Genomic DNA, 21694 nt, shown 5'->3' with positions numbered 1-21694 from the left:
CGGCCCCGGCGGCGCTCCAGGGCCGGCGGCGGGTCGCGCCGGGGCATGGACGTCAGTGCCGGGTGGGGCGGGACGGGATGTGCGGCTGGGGAGGTGGTGCGCGTACCCCTATGATCCGGCGCCGGACCGAAGACGGCCCGGCGCCGGGAAACCGCGGCGTGCGACGTGGGACGGCGCGCTCAGCGCAACCGGGACCAATCGGTGTCGCGGGCGCGGGCGGCAGCGAGCAGGCCCGCCACCGCGGCCGCGTTGGTGATCTCACCCTGGAAGATCATGTCGACGGCGGTGTCCAGGTCGACCCGGCGGATCTCCAGGTCGGCCTCCTCGGCGGTGCGCACGTGGCGCTCGGCCGCGGGCACCGGCGTGAGGTCGCGCGCGAGGTAGACCAGCACGAACTCGTCGCTGAAGCCGGGCGAGGTGTGCAGGTCGACCAGGCGGTCCATGCGGCCCGCCCGCAGGTCGGCCTCCTCGGCCAGCTCGCGGGCCGCGGTCAGCGCCGGCTCCTCGCCCTCGACGTCGCGCAGGCCCGCCGGGAGCTCCCAGAGGTGCGCCTTGACCGGGTGGCGGTACTGCTTGATCAGCACCACCCGGTCCTGCTCGTCGAGGGCGACCACGACCACCGCGCCGCGGTTCTCCACCACGTCACGCCGCGCCGAGCCGCCGTCCGACATGGTGACCTCGTCGGAGTAGACCGAGAAGATCGCGCCGTGGTAGCGCTCGGTGCGGGACAGCCGCTCGTGCTCGAACGCCACCTCAGGCCTCGGCGGTGTCGGCGAGAACCGGCAGCTCGTCCGCCGCCGCGTACGTGATCGCTGCCTTGACCAGGCCGTCGAAGAGCGGGTGCGGCCGGGTCGGGCGGCTCTTCAGCTCCGGGTGCGCCTGGGTGGCCACGAAGTACGGGTGCGTCTCGCGGTCCAGCTCGATGAACTCGACGAGCCGGCCGTCCGGCGAGGTGCCGGAGAAGATCAGGCCGGACTGCGACAGCTTGTCGCGGTAGTCGTTGTTCACCTCGTAGCGGTGCCGGTGCCGCTCGGAGATCTCGGTGGAGCCGTAGACCTCGGCGACGATCGAGCCGTCCTTCAGCTTCGCCGGGTACGCCCCCAGGCGCATGGTGCCGCCCAGGTCGCCCTTGCCCGCGACGATGTCCTCCTGGTCGGCCATCGTGGAGATCACCGGGTAGGCGGCGGTCTCGTCGAACTCCAGCGAGTTCGCGCCGGTCAGACCGGCCAGGTTGCGCGCCGCGTCGATGGTCATGCACTGCAGACCGAGGCAGAGGCCGAGGATCGGCACGCCGTTCTCCCGCGCGTACCGGGAGGTGTTGACCTTGCCTTCGATGCCGCGGACGCCGAAACCGCCGGGGATCACGATGCCGTCGACGCCCTTGAGCGCGGTCGCCGCGCCGGACGGGGTCTCGCAGCTGTCGCTCGGCACCCAGCGGATCTGGATCTTCACGGTGTTGCCGAAACCGGCCGCGCGGATCGCCTCGGTGACCGAGAGGTACGCGTCGGGGAGGTCGACGTACTTGCCGACGAGCGCGATCGTGATGGTGCGCTTCGGGTGGTGCACCCGCTCCAGCAGGTCGTTCCACTGCTTCCAGTTGACGTCCCGGAACGACAGGCCGAGGCGGCGCACCACGTACGCGTCCAGGCCCTCGTCGTGCAGCACCTTCGGGATGTCGTAGATGCTCGGCGCGTCCGGGCAGGCGATGACCGCCTCGGCGTCCACGTCGCAGTAGAGCGCCAGCTTGTGCTTCATCTTCTCGGGGATCTCGCGGTCGCTGCGGCAGATCAGCGCGTCCGGCTGGATACCGATGTTGCGCAGCGCGGCCACCGAGTGCTGGGTCGGCTTGGTCTTCAGCTCGCCGGACGGCGCCAGGTAGGGCACCAGCGAGACGTGCAGGTAGAAGACGTGGTCCCGGCCGACCTCGTGCCGCACCTGACGGATCGCCTCGAGGAACGGCAGCGACTCCATGTCGCCGACCGTGCCGCCGACCTCGGTGATCACGACGTCCGGGACGTTGCCGTTCTCGTCCGGGTCCGCCATCGCGAAGATCCGGCTCTTGATCTCGTTGGTGATGTGCGGGATGACCTGCACGGTGTCGCCCAGGTACTCACCGCGCCGCTCCCGGGCGATGACCGCCGAGTAGACCTGGCCGGTGGTGACGTTCGCCTTGCCGGAGAGGTCCCGGTCGAGGAAGCGCTCGTAGTGACCGACGTCGAGGTCGGTCTCCGCGCCGTCCTCGGTCACGAAGACCTCGCCGTGCTGGAACGGGTTCATCGTCCCGGGGTCGACGTTCAGATAGGGGTCGAGCTTCTGCATCACGACGCGGAGGCCGCGGGCGGTGAGCAGATTGCCGAGGCTCGAGGCGGTGAGGCCCTTGCCCAGCGAGGAGGCGACGCCCCCGGTGACGAAGATGTGCCGAGTGTCGCGCACTGTTGAGGCCAAGGCCCGCTCCCGTGGTCGCCTGTCTTTCGGATCTTGCGGCGGGGGCCGGTCGGATCACGGCCACATCGGGTCCACGGCCAAGCCCCATCCACGGGAGTTCACCGTAACACTGATTGCCGGAGCCGCCACGTTCGGGCTGCTGGCCTAGCGTGTCAACCAGCCCGTTCCGTCTCCGGAAGGAGATCTTCGTCGCTTTTGCGCAGCAGCGGTCCGCCCGGTCCGTCGGTCTCCCCCGGCGGTGGCGTCCGGTCCGCGGCGTGCAGCAGGACACGCAGCGTGGTGAGAACCGCGACCGGAACGGCCAGCGCGGCCGCGGTGCCGGCCACCACCAGCGCGGTCCCGCCGAAGATCCCGGCGATCAGAGTCGCCACTGTCGTGCCGGCGATACCGGCCCGCACCGCCGGATGCAGCCCGTACAGCCGGTTCAGGCCGCCCCACGGGGAGAACTGGCAGAACACCATCATCAGCGCGCCGAAGAGCGCGAGCAGGGTGAGCGGGCTGTCCACCAGCGCCTGCCCGCTCGCCGAGGCGGCCCGCTGCATGGCCGGGCCGGCCGTGCCGTTGCCGAGCGCGGTCAGGAACCGGCCCAGCGTGCCCTGCTCCAGCGGCGGGCGGCGCAGGTCGAAGACGGCGAAACCGACGGTGACCACGAAACCGGCGAGGGCGGCCCACGCGAACCGGGGGAACGTCAGCCAGCCGCCGGTGCTGATCGCCGCCGCCACGCACACCCCGGCGGTCACGGCGATCGCCCCGGTCGGGTCGGCCCCCAGGTACGGGCTGCCCACCATGACCACGCCCAGCCCGCCGAAGAGCACCACGACGAGCGGGCGCCACTGCCGGGTCACCTTCTGGGCCACGCATCCGGCCAGCAGCAGCAGGCCGGCCACCAGCGTGCCGAGCCCGACGCTGCCGACACCGGAGTACCGGACCCCGTAGACGGCGGAGTACCCGGCCACCCCGTTGAGCTGCAGCCGGGCGCCGGTGAGCAGATCCACGCCGACCACCACGACGGCCGTCGCGGAGACCGCCGCCATCGGCCACAGCGTCCGCGGATAGCGCCGCGGCAGGCGGATCAGCAGCGTGCCGAGCACCATCAGCGCGGCCGTGGCAGCGCCGAACATCCACGCCGGGTGCTCGGCGCTCCACCACGGCACCAGGTCGGCCAGCAGCGCCGCGGGCATCGCCAGACCGGCCGCGATCAGGGCCGCCTCGACCACCGCGACCAACCGGCGCGGCGGCAGCGGCGGGCCGGCCGGACCGGCGTGCCGCCGGGCCCGGATCAGCACCGGAATCGTCACCACGAAGAGCAGCAGCTGGAGGAAGGCCAGCACGGTGAAGAAGATCTCGGCGACGCCGCGCTGGGCGATCGCCCGCCGGTCCGCGTCGTGCTCACCCTGCATCGCTGCGGCCGGGTCCGCCGGACGCCCCTCGGAGACGGTCGCCGCGTACCCGGCGAACAGTTTCTCCGGCGCCGGGCGGCCCAGCGCGGACAGCACGGTCGGGGCCAGGTCGACCAGCTGCAGGTATCCGTCCCGGCCGGTGCCGGCCGAGGTGAGCCAGCCGCCCCGCCAGTTCGGCCCCTCGGCGATCGCGACGTGCAGCCGCGAGCTCGGGTCGGTGTCGGAGACGCCGGCGATCAGCATGAGCGAGCGTTCCGGGCGGGCGGCGAGCACCCGGGCCAGGGTCGCGTCGGCGGCGGCCACCGCGGCCTGCCGCTCCGCGCCGCTGCCGTTGATCGTGCCGAGGTCGACGATGCTCAGCACGCAGTCGTCGAGCAGCGCGGCCGGGTCCTCGGGCAGCTCGGCCGCGTACTTGTCGACCCGTCCGAACGGCCGGGCCGCCGCGATCGCCGCGCCCGGGCCGACGGCGTAGGTGCAGCGCACCGATTCGGCGAGCGCGCCGGGCGTGGTGCCGTACGGCATCCGGTCCTGGTTGTTGCGAACCACCGTGCGCTGATCGGCGACGTTCGCGCCGATCGCGTCCGGCCGGGTCAGCTCCGGTGCGGCGGCCGCGCAGCGCCCGGTCACCTCCCGGGTGTCCCAGGCCGCGTAGTTGCCGGCGCCCAGCGTGAGCCAGCCGTCCGCCGGGCAGGTCACGTCGTGCGCGGACCGCACGGTGAGCCAGCCGACCGCGCCGAGGGTCGCCTCCTTCCACAGCGCCGGGGTGCGCTGCGGGTCCAGGTCCTCCCACCGCAGGCCGGGCGCGGCGGCCACCACCACGTAGTCGGCGGAGCCCCGGCTCGACTGCTCGGCCGGACGGATGCTCAGACCGAGCAGGCTGCTGACCGCGACCAGGGCCACGAGCAGGTAGGGCACCCACGCACGACCGCTCCGGGTCACCTGCGGACCGCCGTGACCTCGGCATAGGCGGCCCGCACGCCGGCCACCACGTCCGGCTCGGTCGGCCAGGTGGCGGCCTGCCGGGGGCCGCGAGCCGCGTAGTCGGCGCGCATCCCGGGGTCGGCCAGCATCCGGCGGACCGCCTCGTCGAGCGCGTCCAGGTCCCCCGGCGGGATCCGCACGGCCGCGTCACCGACCAGGCCGGGCAGGCCACCGACGGCGGTCACGATCAGCGGCACCCCGGCGTGCAGCGCCTCCTGGGTGAACAGCTGCCGCGCCTCCCAGTCGCTGGTGACCACCGCCAGGTCCGCGCCGGCCAGCAGGTCCGGCACGTCGCTGCGGTGCCCGAGCAGGTGGAACGGGGCGTGCAGCTGCGACGCCCGCTGGGCGAGCGGCATGTAGCTCGGCCCGGAGCCGGCCACCGCCACCACCGGCGCGGGTGTCAGCTCCCGCCACCGGGCGGCTCCGTCGACGAGCAGGTCGTACCGCTTCTGCGGGTGCAGCCGGCCGACCGAGAGGATCAGTGGCGTCTCCGGCCGGAGGCGGAACTCGGCGCGCACCGCGGCGCGGGTGCGTTTCGGCGCGGCGAGCCGGGGCGACGCGACCGGGCCGAGCCGGGCGTTCTTCGCGCCGAGCACGACGGCCCGCTGCACCAGGTCCTCCGAGGCGCCGAGGGTGAGCGTGGCGTTGCGCGCCACGATCCGCTCCAGCAGCGCGCCGGCCTGACCCTTCAACCCCCGGGCCAGCACCGCGTTGTGCCAGGTCACCACGACCGGCAGGCCGGTACGCGCGAGCGACACCACGAAACCGGCGCGCAGCCCGTGCGCGTGGATCACCTCCGGGTCCCGCCCGGCGATCGCCTTGCGCAGCTGCCGGATCGCGCCGGAGTCCTGCGGCCCGGGGTCGGCCGGGATCTCCACCGGCGCGAAGTCGACGCCGGACGCGCTGAACCCGAAGTGCGCGTCGGTCGCGGCCGGGCCGCAGACCAGCACCCGGCACCCGCCCTCGGCCAGCCCACGGGCCAGCGAGGCGACGTGCTGGCCGATCCCGCCGGTGCTGGACGCCAGCACCAGCACCACCGAGCCACGCCACCTGTCGTCGCTGCTCACGAGCCGTGTTCTCCCCTCGAAAGACGCAATTTCGCGGCCAGCGGCCCCAGGTCGCGCCGGTCCAGCAGGAACGCCACCGCGACGAAGACCCCGGCGACGGCTGCACCGCCCAGCATGCCCTCCACGAGGGCGGCGGGCACGCCCGGGGTGGGCCAGAATGCCCGTTCCAGCCCGGTCACGACCGCCCATCCGGCGGCGCCGGCAGCCAGCCCGGCGACCACCGCTGTCACGCTCGCACGAGTCAGGCCGCTCAGCGCGGCGGCCCCGGCGTGCCGGCGCACCGCGATGGCCAGCAGGGCAGCGAGGACGGTCATGCCGGCCGCGTTGGCCAGTCCCAGCACCAGCGCCTGCCTGCCGTCGACGAGGCTCACCAGGGCGAACGCCGCCAGCGCCGCCACCACCCAACCGGCCGCCGTCGCGGCGGCCGCGGCCACGGTGGCGCCGCGCGCGTAGAGCGCCCGGGAGAGGAGCGCGAACAACGCGTAGCCGAGCAGGCCGGGTGCGAACCCGGCGATGCCGGCCGCCGCCGGTGGCGCGTCGATCAGATAGGCGGCGGGCCCGGCGAGCGCCGCGAGGGCGGCCGCGCCGAGTCCGGCGAGGAGCACGACGGTTCGCGCGGTGCCCGCCAGCGCGGTTCGGTAGCCGTCCTCGTCACCGTGCTCGGCGGCGGCCGACAGCCGCGGGTAGACGGCGGTGGCCAGCGGCACCGCGAGCACCGCCCACGGCAGCAGGAACACCGTCTGCGCCGTGGTGTAGACAGTCAGGCCGCCGGCCGCGGTGAGCGCGAGCACCACCAGCGTCATCAGCTGCTGCGAGCCGACCGTGACCGCGCCCGCCCAGCCGAGCCGCACCGCCTTACGGCCTTCGCCGCCGGGGAACCGCAGGGCCGGGCGCAGACGCAACCGCAGACCGCGCAGCGGGAGGATCAGGCAGAGCGAGAGCACCACCACGCCGAGGGTGGTGCCGCCCGCCAGGATCAGCTCGCCGGTCGAGGAAAGACCGCCGATGTCGCTCTTCGCGCCGTCGACCAGCGCGTACGTCAGATAAGCGCCCATCACGGTCACGCTGGACAGCAGCGGCGCGATCACCGGCCAGGAGAACCGGTGGTGCGCCTGCAGCACACCGGTCAGCACGATCCCGATGCCGTAGAGCGGGAGCTGCGGCGCGAAGACCCGCAGCATGCTCGCGGCCAGCTCACGGTTCTGCTCGGGTGCTCCGGCGAGCAGGAGGTCGCTGATCGGGCCGGCCAGCGCCGCGAGCAGCACCGCGAGCGGCACGAGCAGCACCAGCACCCAGGTGAGCAGCGCGGAGGCGACCGCGTGCACGCGGTCCCGGTCGCCGGCCGCGACCGACCCGGCCAGCAGCGGCACCACGAGGCTCGCCAGCGCGCCCCCGGCGACCAGCTCGAAAACGATGTTCGGGATGACGTTGGCGGCGTTGTAGACGTCGCCGAGCGTCTCGTGCCCGACGGTGCGCAGGAACACGAAGGTGCGGGCGAACCCGGCGAGGCGGGCCACCACGGTCAGGATGGTGATGAGCGCCGCCGCGCCGGCGATCTTCGCGGCGCCGCCGCCGGTCTTCACCGTATCTGTCACGCTTCGGGGGGCCGGCGGCCGAGCTCGTCGACCGCGCGCAGCCACGGCGTGTCCTGGATGACCTTGGTGAAGCTGATCTGCTCGCTCGCCGCGGTGAGCGACGCCAGCACGGCGAGCGCCGCCACCCGGCCGGCCGTCCCGCTGCGGGCGGTGAACGCCACACCGAGCAGGGCGCCGAGCGCGTTGGCGCCGGAGTCGCCCAGCATGATCTCCTCGTTGAGGTCGGCGGGCAGCAGCGCGGCGCCCGCGCCCAGCGTGCCGGCCGTCATCGCCCCGCCCCGGCCGAGCGCCAGCGGCGCGCCGAGGATCGTGCCGGCCTTCAGCGCGCGGCCCGGCCGCAGGTCGAGCAGGTTCAGCAGGTTCGCCGTGCCGGCGATCACCCCGGCGCCGAGCAGCACGTCGGCGCCCCGGCCGAACCGGCTGCGCCGGTCGCTGCCGACCAGCGCGGACGCCACCAGACCGGCCGCGCCCACCCCGGCGATCTTGACGAGGCCGCTGGTGACCCGGCCCTCGCGGAGCGCGCCGAGGTGACCGGCGAAGCCCTTGAACGCCTTCTCCTCCGGGCGGTTGCCGATCACGTCGTCGTAGAAACCGACCGCGCCGGCGACCGCGCCGGCCGTCACGGCGGCCGCGGCGAGCCGGGGCGTGGCAGCTCCGGAAGCGGCGCCGGCCGTGGCGCCCAGCGCGAGCGCGGGACCGCCGGCCAGCGTGACCGTGCGGCCGTGGAAGTTGGTCCGGCGCAGGTCACCCGCGTTCGGGTCGCGTCGCACCCAGCCGAGCGCGGTCCGCGCGACGATCGCACCGATGCCGAACGAGCGGAGGAGGGCCATGGCCGGAAAGTCTAGTCAGCCGGGGCTACGGCGCTGCGGACGGCACCATCGACGTGGCGCCGGCGGCCAGGCCGTACTGTCCGACCTTGTTCTGCACCAGCCGTTCGGTGGTCGCCATCGCGGTCGCCACCTGACCCTGCACGGTGCTCACGTTGTCCACCGTGGAGATCTCTTTCACCAGCGTGGGGTCGCCACGCACGCCGGAGACCAGGTTGCCCTCACCGGCGCCGTCGCCGGCCACCACCAGCGGGCGGCGCTGGTAGAACTGGTTGGCCACGGTGACCGCCGACTGGTTCTTGCGGGTCGCCTCCTTGTCGGTGGCGGGCTCGCTGGACACCAGCACCACCGCCTCGGCGCCGCCGGCCGCGGCCTCCTCGGTGGCGACGTAACCGGCTTCGGAGAGCCCGGTCAGCACCGCTGTCACGTCATCGGGCGTCGGGTTCGTGGCGCCCTGCAGCAGGGTGAGCGCGAGCAGGGCGCTCGCCGTCTCCACCCCGTCGCTGTTCCGCGGCAGCGAGGTCACCGGGATGCTCGGCTGCGACGACTGGTCGGCCAGGTCGAGCAGCTCGGTCGTGTAGTTCGGGTCGAAGAACTTCTCCTCGAGAGTGACCCGGGCGGTGAGCGTCGCGCCGGCCACGTTCAGCATCTTCACCACGCCGTCGGCGGACTCGTCGGCGCCCGGCAGCGAGACCACCGCGATCTTGCGGGTGGCCAGCTTGCCGGCGAGCACGACCGGCGCCACCTCGGTGGCGAAGTCCTGACCGCTGTTGAGTTCCTCGCGCAGCTGGTTCACCTGGTCGCGCCGGACGTCGTTGTCCTTCTTCAGCGCCTCGAGGTTGGTCCGCAGGTTCTCCGAGACCGGGCCGTTGAGCGCGGCGGTGCCGACGACCAGGCCGATTGCGAGCGCGAGGAAGACCGCGGTGAGCGACACCACGTGGTACCGGAAGTTGATCACGACGCCCTCAGAAAAGATTGCCGAGCTGGAAGACGAAATTGTCCCACCACTCGGACACGACGGTGAGGTACGCCTTCCCCACCGTGGACACGGCCACCGCCGACGCCATCGCGGCCATCGCCGACAGCACCAGGAGCAGCAGCGCAGACCCGGAGATGTTCTGCCGGTAGAGCCGGCTCACGCCTTTCGCGTCGACCAGCTTGCCGCCGACCTTGAGGCGGGTCAGGAACGTCGACGCCATGCCGCCGCGGCCCTTGTCGAGGAACTCGACAAGGTTCGCGTGCGTGCCGACCGCCACGATCAGCGACGCGCCCTTCTCGTCGGCCAGCAGCATCGCCAGGTCCTCGCTGGTGGCCGCGGCCGGGAAGGTGATCGCGTCGACCCCCACGCCACGGACCCGCTCGAGACCGGGCGCGCGGCCGTCCGGGTACGCGTGGACGATCACCTCGGCGCCGCACCGCAGCACGTCGTCGGTGACCGAGTCCATGTCCCCGATGATCATGTCGGGGGTGTAGCCGTTCTCCACCAGGGCGTCGGCGCCGCCGTCCACCCCGATCAGCACCGGCTTGTACTCCCGGATGTAGGGCCGGAGGACGTCGAGGTCCTCCTTGTAGTCGTAACCGCGCACCACGATCAGCACGTGCCGGCCGGCGATGCGGGTCCGCACGTCGGGCACGCCGACGCCGTCGAGCAGCAGCTCACGCTCCTGCTTCATGTAGTCCAGCGTGTTCGCCGCGAACGCCTCGAGCTGCACGGACAGGCCCTCCCGGGCGTCCGCCATGGACTGGGCGACACTCTCCGCGTCCTGCCGGACCCCGGTCGCCACCGGCTCGCCGCCGAGCAGCACGGTCCCGCCGTCGATGCTGACCGTCTGCCCCTCGCGCAGGCCCTTGAACACGTCCTCGCCGAGGCCGTCGACGAGCACGACGCCGCCCTGGATCAGCACCTCGGGTCCGAGGTTCGGATAGCGCCCGGAGATCGACGGCTTCGCGTTGAGCACCGCCGTCACGCCGCACGCGACGAGCGAGTCGGCCGCGACCCGGTCCAGGTCGATGTGGTCGATCACGGCGATCTCGCCGGGACGCAGGCGGCCGGTCAGTCGTTTGGTGCGCCGGTCGAGCCGGACCAGCCCGGAGACCGGCCCCGGCTCCGTGGCACGTGTGCGGCGCAAGGTGGGAAGTCGCATCCCGGCCATCCTGACACGACGCCGCACGCCATCCCCCCGCGACATGCGCCACCTCACCGACAATCGGGACTTATCACGCACGTTTCTCCCGAGCCGCTACGGAGAGCAACTCCTCCGCGTGCGCAATGCCAAGATCAGAATCGGGCAGACCCGCCAGCATCCGGGACAACTCGCGAGCCCGCTCGGTCTCCTCCACGATCCGCACGCCACTCGTAGTGATCGCCCCACCGGTGTCCTTCGCGACCACCAGGTGGCGATCGGCGAATGCCGCGACCTGCGGCAGGTGCGTCACGACCAGCACCTGATGGGTACGGGCCAAGCGCGCCAGCCGCCGGCCGATCTCCACGGCCGCGGTGCCACCGACGCCCGAGTCCACCTCGTCGAAGACCAGCGTGGGAGGGCCGCCGGCACCGGCGAACACCACCTCGATCGCCAGCATCACCCGGGACAGCTCACCTCCGGAGGCGCCCTTCTGCAGCGGCAGCGACGGCGCGCCCGGGTGGGCCAGCAGCCGCAGCTCCACCTCGTCGGCGCCGTCCGCCCCCGCGGCCAGTTCCGCGCCGTCGACGGTCACCGACGGCTCGTCCCTCGACGGGGACCGGGTGACCACCGCGACCTCGACCCGCGCGTGCGGCATCGCCAGGCCGGCCAGCTCCACGCTGACCGCCTCGGAGAACCGCCCGGCCGCCTCCCGCCGGGCAGCGGTCAGCCGGCCCGCCAGCTCGCCGACCGTCGCGGCCAGACGCTGCCGCTCCTTGTCCATCTCCTCGAGCAGCTCGTCGGAGGTGTCCAGCTCGCTCAGCTTGGCCCGGGCGTTCTCCGCCCAGACGATCACGCCGTCGATGTCGTCCGCGTACTTCCGGGTCAGCGCCCGCAGCGCGGCCCGCCGCTCGTAGATCGCCTCCAGCCGGGCCGGGTCGGCGTCGAGCGTGCCGAGATAGGCGGAGAGCTCCGAGGAGACGTCGCCGACCAGGGTGGCCGCCTCCTCGACCCGGGCCGCCAGGTCACCGAGCGCCGGGTCCACAGCGGCCTGGCCCTCCAGGGTGCGGCGGGCGGTGCCGAGCAGCTGCGTCGCGTCCGGCGTGTCGTCGGCCGCCTCCACGCCACCGGCCAGCGCCTGCGCCGCGAGGGCGGCCGCGACCCGCAGGCCCTCGGCGTGCTCCAGCCGCTGCACCTCGGCGCGGAGATCCTCGTCCTCACCGGGCTGCGGATCCACCCGGGTGATCTCGTCGAGGCCGAGCTTGAGCAGGTCGGCCTCCTGCGAGCGCTGCCGGGCGTTGCGCCGCCGGTCGGCCAGGTCCTCCACCACCCGGCGCCACCGGGTGAACGCCTCACGGTAGGAGTCCAGAAGCTTCTCGTGCTCCGGGCCGGCGAACCGGTCCAGCGCGGACCGCTGCTCCGACGGGCGCAGCAGGCGCAGTTGGTCGGACTGGCCGTGCACCGCCAGGACCTGCTCGCCGAGCTCGCTGAGCGTCGACACCGGCATGCTGCGGCCGCCGACGTGCGCCCGGGACCGGCCCTCGGCCGTCACGGTGCGGCTCAGCAGCAGCGAGCCGTCGTCGTCGATCTCACCGCCGGCGTCGGTGATCCGGGTCCGCACCGCGTCGCCGAGCGTCCCGCGAAGGTTCAGCCGGCCCTCGACCACGGCCCGGCCCGGATCGGCGCGGACCCGCCCGGCATCGGCCCGGCCGCCGAAGAGCAGCCCGAGACCGGTCACCACCATCGTCTTGCCAGCACCGGTCTCGCCGGTGATCACATTCATTCCCGATGTGAGCCGCAGCGTGGTGTCGTCGATGACGCCGAGCCCGGTGATGCGCAGTTCCTCCAGCACACGGCGAACAGTATCGGTGCCCACCGACAAACGCCCAACCCGGGAGGTGATCAGCGTCGATTGCCGCGCCAGCCCACCACCGGGAGCTCGAACTTCGCCACCAACGTGTCGGTGAACGGCCGGGGCGCCAGACGGACCACGCGGACCGGCAGCTGACCCCGTTCGACTGTCACCTTCGAGCCGGGCGGCAGGTCCCAGGTGCGGCGACCGTCACAGCAGAGCACCGCAAAGGAGGTGTAAGGGTCCACCGTCAGGACGAACGTCGACGTCGGAGCGGTCACCAGCGGCTTGCTGAACAGCGCGTGGGCGCTGATCGGGACGAGCAGCAGCGCCTCCACCTCGGGCCAGACCACGGGTCCGCCGGCCGAGAACGCGTACGCGGTCGACCCCGTCGGTGTGGCGCACACCACACCGTCGCATCCGTACCGGGACAGCGGACGGCCGTCCACGTCGACGAGCAGCTCGAGCATCTGTGCCCGCTGCCCCTTCTCCACCGAGACCTCGTTCAGCGCCCACGACTCGGCGATCAGGCGGCCGTCGTACTCGGCCCGCACGTCCAGGGTGAGCCGCTCGTCCACGGTGTAGTCGCCGGCCACCACGCTGGCGACCGCCTCGTCGATGTGCTCGATCTCCGCCTCGGCGAGGAAGCCCACCTTGCCCAGGTTGATGCCGAGCAGCGGCGCCTTCACCGGCCGGGCCAGGTCGGCGGCGCGCAGGAACGTGCCGTCACCGCCGAGCGCCAGCACGATCTCCGCGCCCTCGGCGGCGCCCGGGCCGTCGACCGGTTTCACCTCGTCCGGCAGGTCCAGGTCGGCGACCTCCTCGGCGATGACCCGCACCTCGAATCCGGCCGCGATCAGATCCAGCGCCACCGCACGGGCGTGCTGGGTGCTCTGCCGCCGGCCGGTGTGCGTCACCAGCAGGGCCGAACGCGTCATTTCTCCTCCAGGGGTGTCGGTCCGGCCTCGACCACGTTCTCCACCCGCTCCCGGTCGGCGGGCGGGGCGTCACGACGGAACCACACGAAGAACTCCACGTTGCCGCTCGGGCCGGGCAGCGGGCTCGCCGTCACGTCCCGCACACCCAGGCCCAGCTCCTGCGCGGCGGCCGCCACGTCCAGCACTGCCTCGGCCCGCAGCCGCCAGTCACGGACCACGCCGCCGGCGCCGACCCGCTCCTTGCCCACCTCGAACTGCGGCTTCACCATCAGCGCGAGATCGCCGTCCGTGCACGCGGCGAGCGCCGGCAGCACCAGCCGCAGCGAGATGAACGACAGGTCGGCCACGGTCAGGCCGACCGGGCCGCCGATCACGTCCGGGGTCAGCGTGCGCACGTTGGTGCGTTCCATCACCACGACCCGCTCGTCCTGCCGGATCGGCCAGGCCAGCTGCCCGTACCCGACGTCGACCGCGACCACCTCACGGGCGCCGGCACGCAGCAGCACGTCGGTGAAGCCGCCGGTCGACGCCCCGGCGTCCAGGCAGCGCCGGCCGTCCACGGTCAGCCCGTCCTTGCCGAAGACGCTCAGCGCCCCGGCGAGTTTGTGGCCGCCCCGGGAGACGTACTCGGTCTGTGGATCCTCCCCGGTGACCAGCACCGGGTCGGCCGGGTCGACCATCGCCGCCACCTTGTGGGCGACGACGCCACGGACCTGCACACGGCCGGCCTCGACGAGCGTGGCGGCCTGTTCCCGGGAACGGGCGAGTTTGCGGCGGACGAGTTCGGCGTCCAGTCGCGCGCGGCGAGCCATTTCAGTTCTTTCTGTACGAGGTGTCTCAGCGGTCGATGCTCGCCAGGGTTTCCTGGAGCACCTGGTGCGCGGCCTCGTACTCGGCGATCTGCTCGGCCGGTGCCAGCCGCGCGGCGTTGGCGAGCGACCGTAGCACCGCGTCCACCGCCGGGTGCCCGGTGTCCTCCGGATTCCCGCCGGGCGGCGGGGCGAGCTGCGCGGGGTTCGGGAACGTCACGGGATCACGCCTCCGTGCTCTTGGCCGGTCCGGTCGTCTCCGCCGGTTTCGCCTGGCTCGGCACCGCATTCTTGGCGGCGGCCGTCTTGCGGGGCGCACGCTTCTGCGCGGGCGTCCGGGCCGTCGCGGCCTTGCGCGGCGCCGCCTTGCGGGCCGGCGCGTTCCCGCTCTCCGCGACCGCGGAGGAGGCCCCGGAGTCCGGCGCGGTCCCGGTGGACGCCCCGGTCCCGGTCGACACCCCGGTTACGGACGACGCCGTTTCGGCCGACGCCGTCCCCGTGGACGCCGTCCCGGTCGACACTTCGGTGACCGGCGGCAGGGTGGTCGCCGCGGCGGCCTCGACCACCGGGCTGACCGGAGCCGCGACAGTCCCCGCCGGAACGGGCACACCCACCGGCGGCGTATCCACACCCGCAGCGGGTGTGCTCTGCGACGGAACGGACGCCTTGGCCCGCTTGGCCGGAGCCTTCTTCGCCGGAGTCCCCTTGGCCGGGGTCCCCTTGGCCGGAGCCTCGGGAGCCACAGCCGGCTTGGCAGCGGCCTTGCTGGCAGCGGCCTTCTTGGCAGCGGCCTTCTTAGCCGGCGCAGATCTGGGCGGCGCCGGCGTGGCCGGCAGCGACGCGGACGCCTCCGGCCCGGCGGCCACATTGTTCGGTGAACCCGCCGGCCCGGTCCCCGCGGCCGGCATCGCGTTCGGCTTGGCCCGCACGGCCTTCTTGGCGACGGCCTTCTTCACCGCGGCCTTCTTGACCGATCCCGGCGAGACAGCCGGCCCCGACGAACCCGCCGTTCCCGAACCCGCCGGCCCCGGCGAACCCGCCGTCCCCGGCGCCTTCGCGGTCTGCGACTGCGCGTCCCGCAGCTGCCGTTCCAGGTCGTGCACCCGGGACGTCAGATCGGACACCTCGTCGGCGGTGGCCAGCCCGACACGCCCGAGCGCGCGGTCCACCTCGTACCGAACGATGTTGGTCAGCGCCTCACGGTTCGCCACTCCGGCCGAGAACAGGTCCTCCACCAGGCCCTGCAGCTGGGCCGCCGTCGCGCCGCCCCGGGTGAGCACCTCCCCGGCGACCTGCTGTGCTTTCTTCCGAGGCACCTCGGTCAGCCCGAGTGCCAGGTCCAGATATGCCCGCCATGCATCCGGCATGATCTCGGCTCCTCTCGCCGCGTCGGGTGCCACGCTACCGGGCACCGCAGTCAAACTCCTGAGGTACCGTGCTGGTGTCGCGAGGGCGTGCTGGTGTCATGAGGGGGAGTGCCGATGGCCACCGTGGACGAGTGCCGGCAAGCGTTGCACGATCTGGCCGCGAAACTGGCGGCCAATGCGGAGGCCCAGGGCCATCTTGATCTCGATCGCACGCTCGCCTGCCGGGTCACGGACCTGGACACCGCGTTCCACGGCCGGATCACCGGCGGCCGGCTGATCGACATCGCCGACGGCGACAATCCGAAAGCCAAGATCGTGCTGACCGCGACGAGCGACCACCTGATCGAGTTGATCAACGGCAAGCTCGATCTCACCCGCGCGTTCACGTCCGGGCAGATCAAGGTGAAGGCGAACCCGTTCGACCTGCTCAAACTCCGTAAGCTCCTCTGAGAGCGCCAGCAGCGCTCCCGGATACGGAACCGCGGCCGAAAACGTTCAAGATCCGGCGCGGGCGGACAGGCTCTCCAGGCCGGCCAGCACCTGGTCGGCCGCCGACGTCGCGTTCGACAGCTGGGCGGTCACCTCGCAGAGCACCGTGGCCTGCTCCCCCACCGAGGCCGCGATGTTCAGCTGCGCCGTGTGGATCTCGCCGACCGCCCCGGTGGTGGACGCGAACGTCTGCGCCACGTCGTCGGTCTCGGCGACGATCGCGGTGATGACCTGGTTCACCCGTTCCACCGACGTCGCGGTCTCCCGGGCGAGGTCCTTCACCTCACTGGCCACGACGGCGAACCCTTTGCCGAGCTCACCGGCGCGGGCCGCCTCGATGGTGGCGTTGAGCGCGAGCAGGTTGGTCTGTTCGGCCAGCGACGCGATGAGCGCGTTCACCTCGGCGATCTCGGCGACCGAGCGCTCCAGGGCCCGTATCTTCTCGCCGGCCGACGCGGCCGCTTCCTTGCCGCTGGCCGCGGTCTCGGCGGCCGCCGCGGACCGGCGGGCGATGTCCCCGACCGACGCGGTGAGCGAGGCGAGTTCCCGGTCCACCGACGCGACCGCCGAGATCGCGGCGTGCGCCTCCCCGCTGATCCCGGCCACGTCGGCGGTGATCTGCCGGGCTCGCTCGGCGGTCTGCTCGGAGCGGGTCCGCAGGTCCTCAGCCGCGCGCTCGCGGGCCTCGTGCTCGGCCCGCTCGACGTCCCGCCGCGCCTGCTCGGCCTGCTGGGCGAGCACCTCGTTCTCGCGCTCGGCCTGCTCCGCGAAGTGCCAGAAGATCACGATGCCGGCCACCTCGAGGGTGAGCAGCCCGGCGTGCACGGCGACCATGACGAGCGCCGCCGCGACGCCCATGTGGTGATCGCCGAACACCCGGTCCGGTGCGATCAGCCCGAGCACCCCGTGATGCAGCACCACCACGACGATCGACGACACCAGCGGGGCCCACTGCTGATACAGCGCCACGAAGATCAGGACGGCGTACAGGTGGATGTGCGCCGACATCTGCCCGCCGGTCAGCTCGATCGCCACGAACGTGCAGGCGATCAGCCCGACGCTGGTGTGCGACGCCTTGCCGCCGGCCGACGGCACCAGCGCGGCCGCGGCCGCCCACACCCCGACCAGCACCGGCAGCAGGATCGCCTCCCAGGTCGGCCGGGGCCCGAGAATGCCGACCACGAAGAAGATCGGCGCGTGGAACCAGAGGAGGCGCGTGGCGATCCGGTGCCGCGCCGCCCAGGACGCATCGGAGAGCCGGGCGCCACGCGGCAGAGTGAACCCGCTCATACCGCTCTGATCGGCCGTTCGAGCGCCCGATTGACCCGTACGTGCCAGAGCCGGTAAGGACTGACCTTTTCCCGGACGTAGCGGGCACCTCCGTGCGGTGCCACGCTGACAGGAGGAACGATGGTGACCGGCCCCGGCCGGCCGGGAGGGAAGGACCATGACCAGCTCCGACGACCTGCATGCTCAGGCCGAGAGCGTGGCGGTGCCGAGTTTCGACTGGATGAGCACGCCGGTGCTCTCGGTGGTCGACGGCTTTCTGCACATCGACCCGGACGCGCCGTTGCCACGCCGCCGATACCGGCCGGCCGCCTCGGTCACCCCGGAGCACGCCCCCGCCGACGGCGTCACAGTGGAGTCCAGCCGCCTGCTGGCGGGCCTCACCCGATTCCACACACGTCACTGACCGGGGGCGACAGACCTGATCAGGGTACGGGTGTCAGACGCCCCAGTCCCGCAGCAACTCCCCGGCCTGGGGTGAGCCCGCCTCCACCGCGGCGACCGGAACGCCGTCCCAGGTCACCCCGCAGAGCAGCCGCAACGCGTCGACCGGGTCGCCGGAGCCGTCCAGCACCGCCCGGTCGCCGTCCCGGCTGATCCGCCAGCCACCGGCCTCACCGCCGGTCGCCGGCACCCGGGCCTCGTCGACCGGCCGGAACAGCCCGGACAGGTCGGCCGCGACGAACGTCGGCCGGCGTTCCGGAGCCGCGGCCAGCAGATCCGCCGGGCCGCTCACGCCGGTCAGCACCAGCAGGCTGTCCATCCCGGCGCCGACCGCGCCCTGGATGTCGGTGTCCAGCCGGTCGCCGACAGCGAGCGGCCGGTCCGCCCCGGACAGCGTCGCGGCGGTCGTGAACAGGCCCGGCTGCGGTTTGCCGACCACCACGTCCGGCTCCCGGTCCAGGGCCGTGCGCAGCACCGCGACGAGCGAGCCGTTGCCCGGCAGCGGGCCGCGCGGGCTGGGCAGGGTCCGGTCGGTGTTCGTCGCGAACCAGGCCGCCCCGGCCCGCACCGCGAGCGCGGCCTCGGCCAGGACCTTCCAGCCCACCTCCGGGCCGTACCCCTGAACCACCGCGACCGGCTCGTCCTCGGCCGAGCCGACGGGGTTGAGGCCCGCGTCCCGGACCTCGGCCCGCAGCGCTTCCGCACCGACCACCAGGACCGGCGCACCGGCCGGGAACCGCTCGGCGAGCAGGGCGGCGGCCGCGCCGGCCGAGGTGAGCACCTCGGCCGGCGCGGCGCTCACACCCATGCCGGTCAGCAGCGCGGCCACGTCGGCGGCCCGCCGCGACGCGTTGTTCGTCGCGTACGCGATCGGCGTGCCGCCGGAACGCAGCCGGTCGACCGCCTCGGCCGCTCCCGGGATCGGTTTGTCGATCAGGAAGACGACTCCGTCCAGGTCAAAGATGACCAGGTCGTAGCCGGCGGCCAGGTGGTCACTCATCCCCGCGGCTGCTCGTCGTCCGCCTTGGCGACGAACTCGTCCGCCTGCTTGTCGTCGGCGTCGGCGAGGCCGTCGGTGTTCACGTCGGTCGCGGACACCTCGGCCGGCTCGTCGCCGTCCTCGTCGTCCTCGTCCTCGTCCTCGTCCGCGAACTCGGCGGGGTCCGCGGTCCGGGCCGCAACCGGCTCGTCCTCGTCCTCGTCCTCATCCTCGTCGTCGTCCGCGAACTCCTCGTCCGCGTCCCGCACCGCGACCGGCTCGTCGCCCTCGTCCTCGTCGTCGAACTCCGCGGTGTCGCCCTCGGAGTCGTCGTCGTCCTCGGAACGGGTCTCCGCCCCACCCTCGCCCAGCGCCGCCTCGGTCTCCTCGTCGTCCTCGTCGTCGTCGCCCTCGATGGCGACCCCGTCGAGCTCGAGCAGACGCTCGGCCGCGTCGGTGAGCTGCTCGGCGTCGAGCGAGGCAGCCCGGGCGAACCACTCCCGCGCTTCCTCACGGCGGCCCGCCGCGAGCAGGGCATCCGCGTACGCGTACCGCAGGCGTGCCGCCCACTCCGCGTCCTCTTCCGAGGTGAGCTCCTTGACCTGCAGCATCGCCACGGCGGCGTCGTGCTGGCCCAGGTCGCTGCGGGCGCCGGCCGCCACGATCAGCAGCTCGATCGAGCCGCTCTTCTCCAGCTTCGCCATGTCGGCGCCGCGGTAGAGGTCGATCGCCCGCTCCGGCCGGCCCAGGGCCCGCTCGCAGTCGGCCAGCTCGGCCAGGTGCGTCTGCCGCCCGGTCATCCGGTGGTAGGTGCGCAGCTCGGCGATCGCCGTGGTCCAGTCCCCGGCCGCGTAGGCGGCGAGGCCGACGGCCTCACGCACCACGGCGATCCGGGACGCGAGCCGGCGCGCGGCGATCGCGTGCTGCAGCGCGAGCTCGGAGTCCTCGTCGATGATCTGGCCGGCCGCGACGAGGTGCCGCGCGACCTTGTCGGCCATTTCCCGGGCGAGCGAGTTCAGCTCCGCGCGGACCTCCTGGTCGAGGTCGGTCGCGACGATGTCCTCGGGAATGTCCGGCGCCTGGAACGGGGCCTGACCGGCGTCGTCCTGCGGACGCTCGTTCGCGCCGTCCCGCTCGTCCCGACGGTAACCACCGCGGTCGCCGCCGCCCTGGTAGCCGCCCCGGTCCCGGTCACCCTGGTAGCCGCCACGGCCGCCACCCTGGTATCCGCCTCGGTCGCCGCCACCCTGGTAGCCGCCCCGGTCGCCGCCGCCCTGGTAGCCACCGCGATCGCGGTCGCCGCCACGGAAGCCGCCGCCCTGCGGACGGTCACCCTGCGGACGGTCACTGCGGAACCCACCGCGGTCGCCGCCACCCTGGTAACCACCACGGTCACGGTCGCCGCCACGGAAACCGCTCCCCTGCGGACGGTCGTCGCGCCGGAAGCCGCCGCGGTCGCCGCCACGGTCCCGGTCGCCGCCCTGGAAGCCGCCACGGTCCCGGTCTCCGCCACGGAAGCCGCCGCCCTGGGGACGGTCGCCGCCACGGAAGCCACCCCGGTCGCCCTGGAAGCCCTCGCGGGGACCACTCGGGCGGTCGCCACGGAACCCGCCGCGGTCGCCGCCGCCCTGGTAGCCGCCACGGTCACGGTCGCCGCCACGGAAACCGCCGCGGTCGCCGCCGCCCTGGTAGCCACCGCGATCGCGGTCGCCGCCACGAAAGCCGCCACCCTGCGGACGGTCACCCTGCGGACGGTCACTGCGGAACCCACCGCGGTCGCCGCCACCCTGGTAACCACCACGGTCACGGTCGCCGCCACGGAAGCCGCCACCCTGCGGACGGTCACTGCGGAACCCACCGCGGTCGCCGCCACCCTGGTAACCGCCACGGTCGCCGCCCTGCGGACGGTCGCCGCCACGGAACCCGCCACGGTCGCCGCCCTGCGGACGGTCACCGCCACGGAAACCGCCACGGTCGCCCTGCGGACGGTCGCTGCGGAAACCGCCGCGATCGCCGCCACCCTGGAAGCCACCCCGGTCGCCCTGGGGACGGTCGCCACCACGGAAACCACCCCGGTCGCCCTGGGGACGGTCGCCACCACGGAAGCCACCCCGGTCGCCGCCACGGTCACGGTCGCCGAAGCCACCCCGCGAGCCGCCACGGTCGTCACTGCGGAAGCCGCCGCCCTGGGGACGGTCTCCACCGCGGAAACCTCCGCGGTCGCCGCCACCCTGGTAACCACCACGGTCACGGTCGCCGCCACGGAAGCCGCCGCCCTGCGGACGGTCACCGCCACGGAAGCCACCACGGTCGCCCTGGGGACGGTCGCCGCCACGGAAGCCGCCGCGGTCGCCGCCACCCTGGTAACCACCACGGTCACGGTCCCCACCGCGGAAACCGCCACGGTCGCCGCCGCCCTGGAAGCCGCCGCCCTGCGGACGGTCCCCACCACGGAAGCCACCGCGGTCGCCACTCACCGAGCGCTGCCCGCCCTGGTAGCCGCCACGGTCGCCGCCCTGGGGACGGTCGCCGCCACGGAAGCCACCGCGGTCGCCGCCACCCTGGTAACCACCACGGTCGCCGCCCTGCGGACGGTCGCCGCCACGGAAACCGCCACGGTCACCGCCTCGATCGCGGTCGCCGCCACGGAAGCCGCCACGGTCACCGCCTCGGTCCCGGTCGCCCCGGTAGCCGCCGCGATCGCCGCCCTGGTAGCCGCCACGGGATCCGCCCCGCTCGCCGCCGCCCTGATAGCCGCCCCGGTCACCCCGGCGCTCGCCGCCACTTCCGTCGCGACTGCTGCCGGAACGGCTCTCGCCGTCTCGGTTGCTGGAGCCGCCGTCCTGCGGTCCTGTAGTCACGGTTCAATTCCTTCCAGTACGGCGGCGGGCCCTCGGAACGGGCAGCGGCCATGCGTCAACACACAAAGTTACTCGGAGAATCTGTCTAAAACGCAGTCGAGGGCCGACCCCGAGCGGGGGCGGCCCTCGACCTTCACGTTGAGTCCGGCGGCGTCCTACTCTCCCACACCCTCCCGAGTGCAGTACCATCGGCGCTGGAGGGCTTAGCTACCGGGTTCGGAATGTAACCG

At 73.4% G+C, this 21694-nt stretch carries 18 protein-coding genes and 1 rRNA gene; 2 read left to right on the top strand and 17 right to left on the bottom strand.

Annotated elements, in window-relative coordinates; all coding sequences use genetic code 11:
- Positions 1-179: 179 nt before the first annotated feature.
- From AB0F72_RS40850 to AB0F72_RS40790, 13 genes are all read right to left on the bottom strand, one after another.
- A complete protein-coding gene (locus tag AB0F72_RS40850) occupies positions 180-752 on the bottom strand; it encodes an NUDIX hydrolase (RefSeq protein WP_360444233.1) in 573 nt (190 codons plus the stop codon).
- 1 nt (position 753) lies between these two features.
- On the bottom strand, positions 754-2445 hold the full coding sequence (locus tag AB0F72_RS40845; RefSeq protein WP_360444230.1) for a CTP synthase: 1692 nt from the start codon (positions 2443-2445) through the stop codon (positions 754-756).
- Positions 2446-2597: 152 nt separating this feature from the next.
- Positions 2598-4760 (bottom strand): hypothetical protein, encoded by a 2163-nt coding sequence (locus AB0F72_RS40840; protein WP_360444227.1) that lies wholly within the window; start codon positions 4758-4760, stop codon positions 2598-2600.
- Positions 4761-4780: 20 nt separating this feature from the next.
- The gene (locus tag AB0F72_RS40835) at positions 4781-5893 is read right to left on the bottom strand and encodes a glycosyltransferase family 4 protein (RefSeq protein ID WP_360444224.1); all 1113 of its coding nucleotides are present in this window, start codon (positions 5891-5893) and stop codon (positions 4781-4783) included.
- Positions 5890-7488, bottom strand: a complete 1599-nt coding sequence (locus AB0F72_RS40830; protein WP_360444221.1) for a lipid II flippase MurJ — start codon at positions 7486-7488, stop codon at positions 5890-5892. The genes AB0F72_RS40835 and AB0F72_RS40830 overlap by 4 nt, the downstream gene beginning before the upstream one ends.
- Positions 7485-8318: a hypothetical protein gene (locus AB0F72_RS40825; protein WP_360444218.1), complete on the bottom strand. Its 834-nt coding sequence runs from the start codon at positions 8316-8318 to the stop codon at positions 7485-7487. Before AB0F72_RS40825 ends, AB0F72_RS40830 begins: the two co-directional genes overlap by 4 nt.
- A 25-nt stretch (positions 8319-8343) precedes the next feature.
- On the bottom strand, positions 8344-9273 hold the full coding sequence (locus AB0F72_RS40820; RefSeq protein WP_360444215.1) for a copper transporter: 930 nt from the start codon (positions 9271-9273) through the stop codon (positions 8344-8346).
- A gap of 7 nt (positions 9274-9280) precedes the next feature.
- Positions 9281-10459, bottom strand: coding sequence for a putative cytokinetic ring protein SteA (gene steA / locus AB0F72_RS40815; protein WP_360444212.1), 1179 nt, complete (start codon positions 10457-10459; stop codon positions 9281-9283).
- A 73-nt stretch (positions 10460-10532) separates the two neighbouring features.
- Positions 10533-12290, bottom strand: coding sequence for a DNA repair protein RecN (gene recN, locus AB0F72_RS40810; RefSeq protein WP_360444209.1), 1758 nt, complete (start codon positions 12288-12290; stop codon positions 10533-10535).
- A 50-nt stretch (positions 12291-12340) separates the two neighbouring features.
- Positions 12341-13228 (bottom strand): NAD kinase, encoded by an 888-nt coding sequence (locus tag AB0F72_RS40805; protein WP_360444206.1) that lies wholly within the window; start codon positions 13226-13228, stop codon positions 12341-12343.
- Complete coding sequence (locus AB0F72_RS40800; protein ID WP_360444203.1) at positions 13225-14040, bottom strand: TlyA family RNA methyltransferase; 816 nt, start codon at positions 14038-14040, stop codon at positions 13225-13227. The genes AB0F72_RS40805 and AB0F72_RS40800 overlap by 4 nt, the downstream gene beginning before the upstream one ends.
- A gap of 25 nt (positions 14041-14065) precedes the next feature.
- Positions 14066-14257, bottom strand: coding sequence for a hypothetical protein (locus AB0F72_RS40795; RefSeq protein ID WP_360444200.1), 192 nt, complete (start codon positions 14255-14257; stop codon positions 14066-14068).
- Positions 14258-14261: 4 nt separating this feature from the next.
- Complete coding sequence (locus tag AB0F72_RS40790; protein WP_360444197.1) at positions 14262-15404, bottom strand: hypothetical protein; 1143 nt, start codon at positions 15402-15404, stop codon at positions 14262-14264.
- 114 nt (positions 15405-15518) lie between these two features.
- Here AB0F72_RS40790 and AB0F72_RS40785 point away from each other — a divergent pair, with 114 nt between their 5' ends.
- A complete protein-coding gene (locus tag AB0F72_RS40785) occupies positions 15519-15854 on the top strand; it encodes an SCP2 sterol-binding domain-containing protein (RefSeq protein ID WP_360444194.1) in 336 nt (111 codons plus the stop codon).
- Between the two features lie 45 nt (positions 15855-15899).
- On the opposite strand, the gene AB0F72_RS40780 is transcribed toward AB0F72_RS40785, so the two are convergent.
- Positions 15900-17183 carry a methyl-accepting chemotaxis protein gene (locus tag AB0F72_RS40780; protein ID WP_360444191.1) on the bottom strand — a complete coding sequence of 428 codons (1284 nt, stop codon included), beginning with the start codon at positions 17181-17183 and terminating at the stop codon, positions 15900-15902.
- 157 nt (positions 17184-17340) lie between these two features.
- Between AB0F72_RS40780 and AB0F72_RS40775 the strand changes: the two genes are divergently transcribed.
- Complete coding sequence (locus tag AB0F72_RS40775; protein WP_360444188.1) at positions 17341-17586, top strand: hypothetical protein; 246 nt, start codon at positions 17341-17343, stop codon at positions 17584-17586.
- A gap of 33 nt (positions 17587-17619) precedes the next feature.
- Here the strand turns inward: AB0F72_RS40775 and AB0F72_RS40770 are convergent, their stop codons facing one another.
- From AB0F72_RS40770 to rrf, 3 genes are all read right to left on the bottom strand, one after another.
- Positions 17620-18624, bottom strand: a complete 1005-nt coding sequence (locus AB0F72_RS40770; RefSeq protein ID WP_360444185.1) for an HAD-IIA family hydrolase — start codon at positions 18622-18624, stop codon at positions 17620-17622.
- Positions 18621-19601 carry a Replicase polyprotein 1ab gene (locus AB0F72_RS40765; RefSeq protein WP_360444236.1) on the bottom strand — a complete coding sequence of 327 codons (981 nt, stop codon included), beginning with the start codon at positions 19599-19601 and terminating at the stop codon, positions 18621-18623. Before AB0F72_RS40765 ends, AB0F72_RS40770 begins: the two co-directional genes overlap by 4 nt.
- Before the next feature lie 2005 nt (positions 19602-21606).
- Positions 21607-21694: ribosomal RNA gene (rrf, locus tag AB0F72_RS40760) — 5S ribosomal RNA — on the bottom strand; the annotation flags it as partial.

The sequence above is a fragment of the Actinoplanes sp. NPDC023936 genome, from assembly GCF_040639325.1.
In the GTDB taxonomy this organism is placed as follows: Bacteria; Actinomycetota; Actinomycetes; order Mycobacteriales; family Micromonosporaceae; genus Actinoplanes.
The sequence above is the reverse complement of the archived record's forward strand: the minus strand, read 5'-3'. Positions and strand labels throughout refer to the sequence as shown.

Bases quoted from the DNA above. Each gene is read 5' to 3' on its own strand.
- AB0F72_RS40825 (WP_360444218.1), bottom strand. From the start codon at position 8,318: ATGGCCCTCCTCCGCTCGTTCGGCATCGGTGCGATCGTCGCGCGGACC.
- steA (WP_360444212.1), bottom strand. From the start codon at position 10,459: ATGCGACTTCCCACCTTGCGCCGCACACGTGCCACGGAGCCGGGGCCG.
- AB0F72_RS40805 (WP_360444206.1), bottom strand. From the start codon at position 13,228: ATGACGCGTTCGGCCCTGCTGGTGACGCACACCGGCCGGCGGCAGAGC.
- AB0F72_RS40800 (WP_360444203.1), bottom strand. From the start codon at position 14,040: ATGGCTCGCCGCGCGCGACTGGACGCCGAACTCGTCCGCCGCAAACTC.
- AB0F72_RS40790 (WP_360444197.1), bottom strand. From the start codon at position 15,404: ATGCCGGATGCATGGCGGGCATATCTGGACCTGGCACTCGGGCTGACC.
- AB0F72_RS40785 (WP_360444194.1), top strand. From the start codon at position 15,519: ATGGCCACCGTGGACGAGTGCCGGCAAGCGTTGCACGATCTGGCCGCG.
- AB0F72_RS40780 (WP_360444191.1), bottom strand. From the start codon at position 17,183: ATGAGCGGGTTCACTCTGCCGCGTGGCGCCCGGCTCTCCGATGCGTCC.
- AB0F72_RS40775 (WP_360444188.1), top strand. From the start codon at position 17,341: ATGACCAGCTCCGACGACCTGCATGCTCAGGCCGAGAGCGTGGCGGTG.
- AB0F72_RS40770 (WP_360444185.1), bottom strand. From the start codon at position 18,624: ATGAGTGACCACCTGGCCGCCGGCTACGACCTGGTCATCTTTGACCTG.
- AB0F72_RS40765 (WP_360444236.1), bottom strand. From the start codon at position 19,601: ATGGCCGACAAGGTCGCGCGGCACCTCGTCGCGGCCGGCCAGATCATC.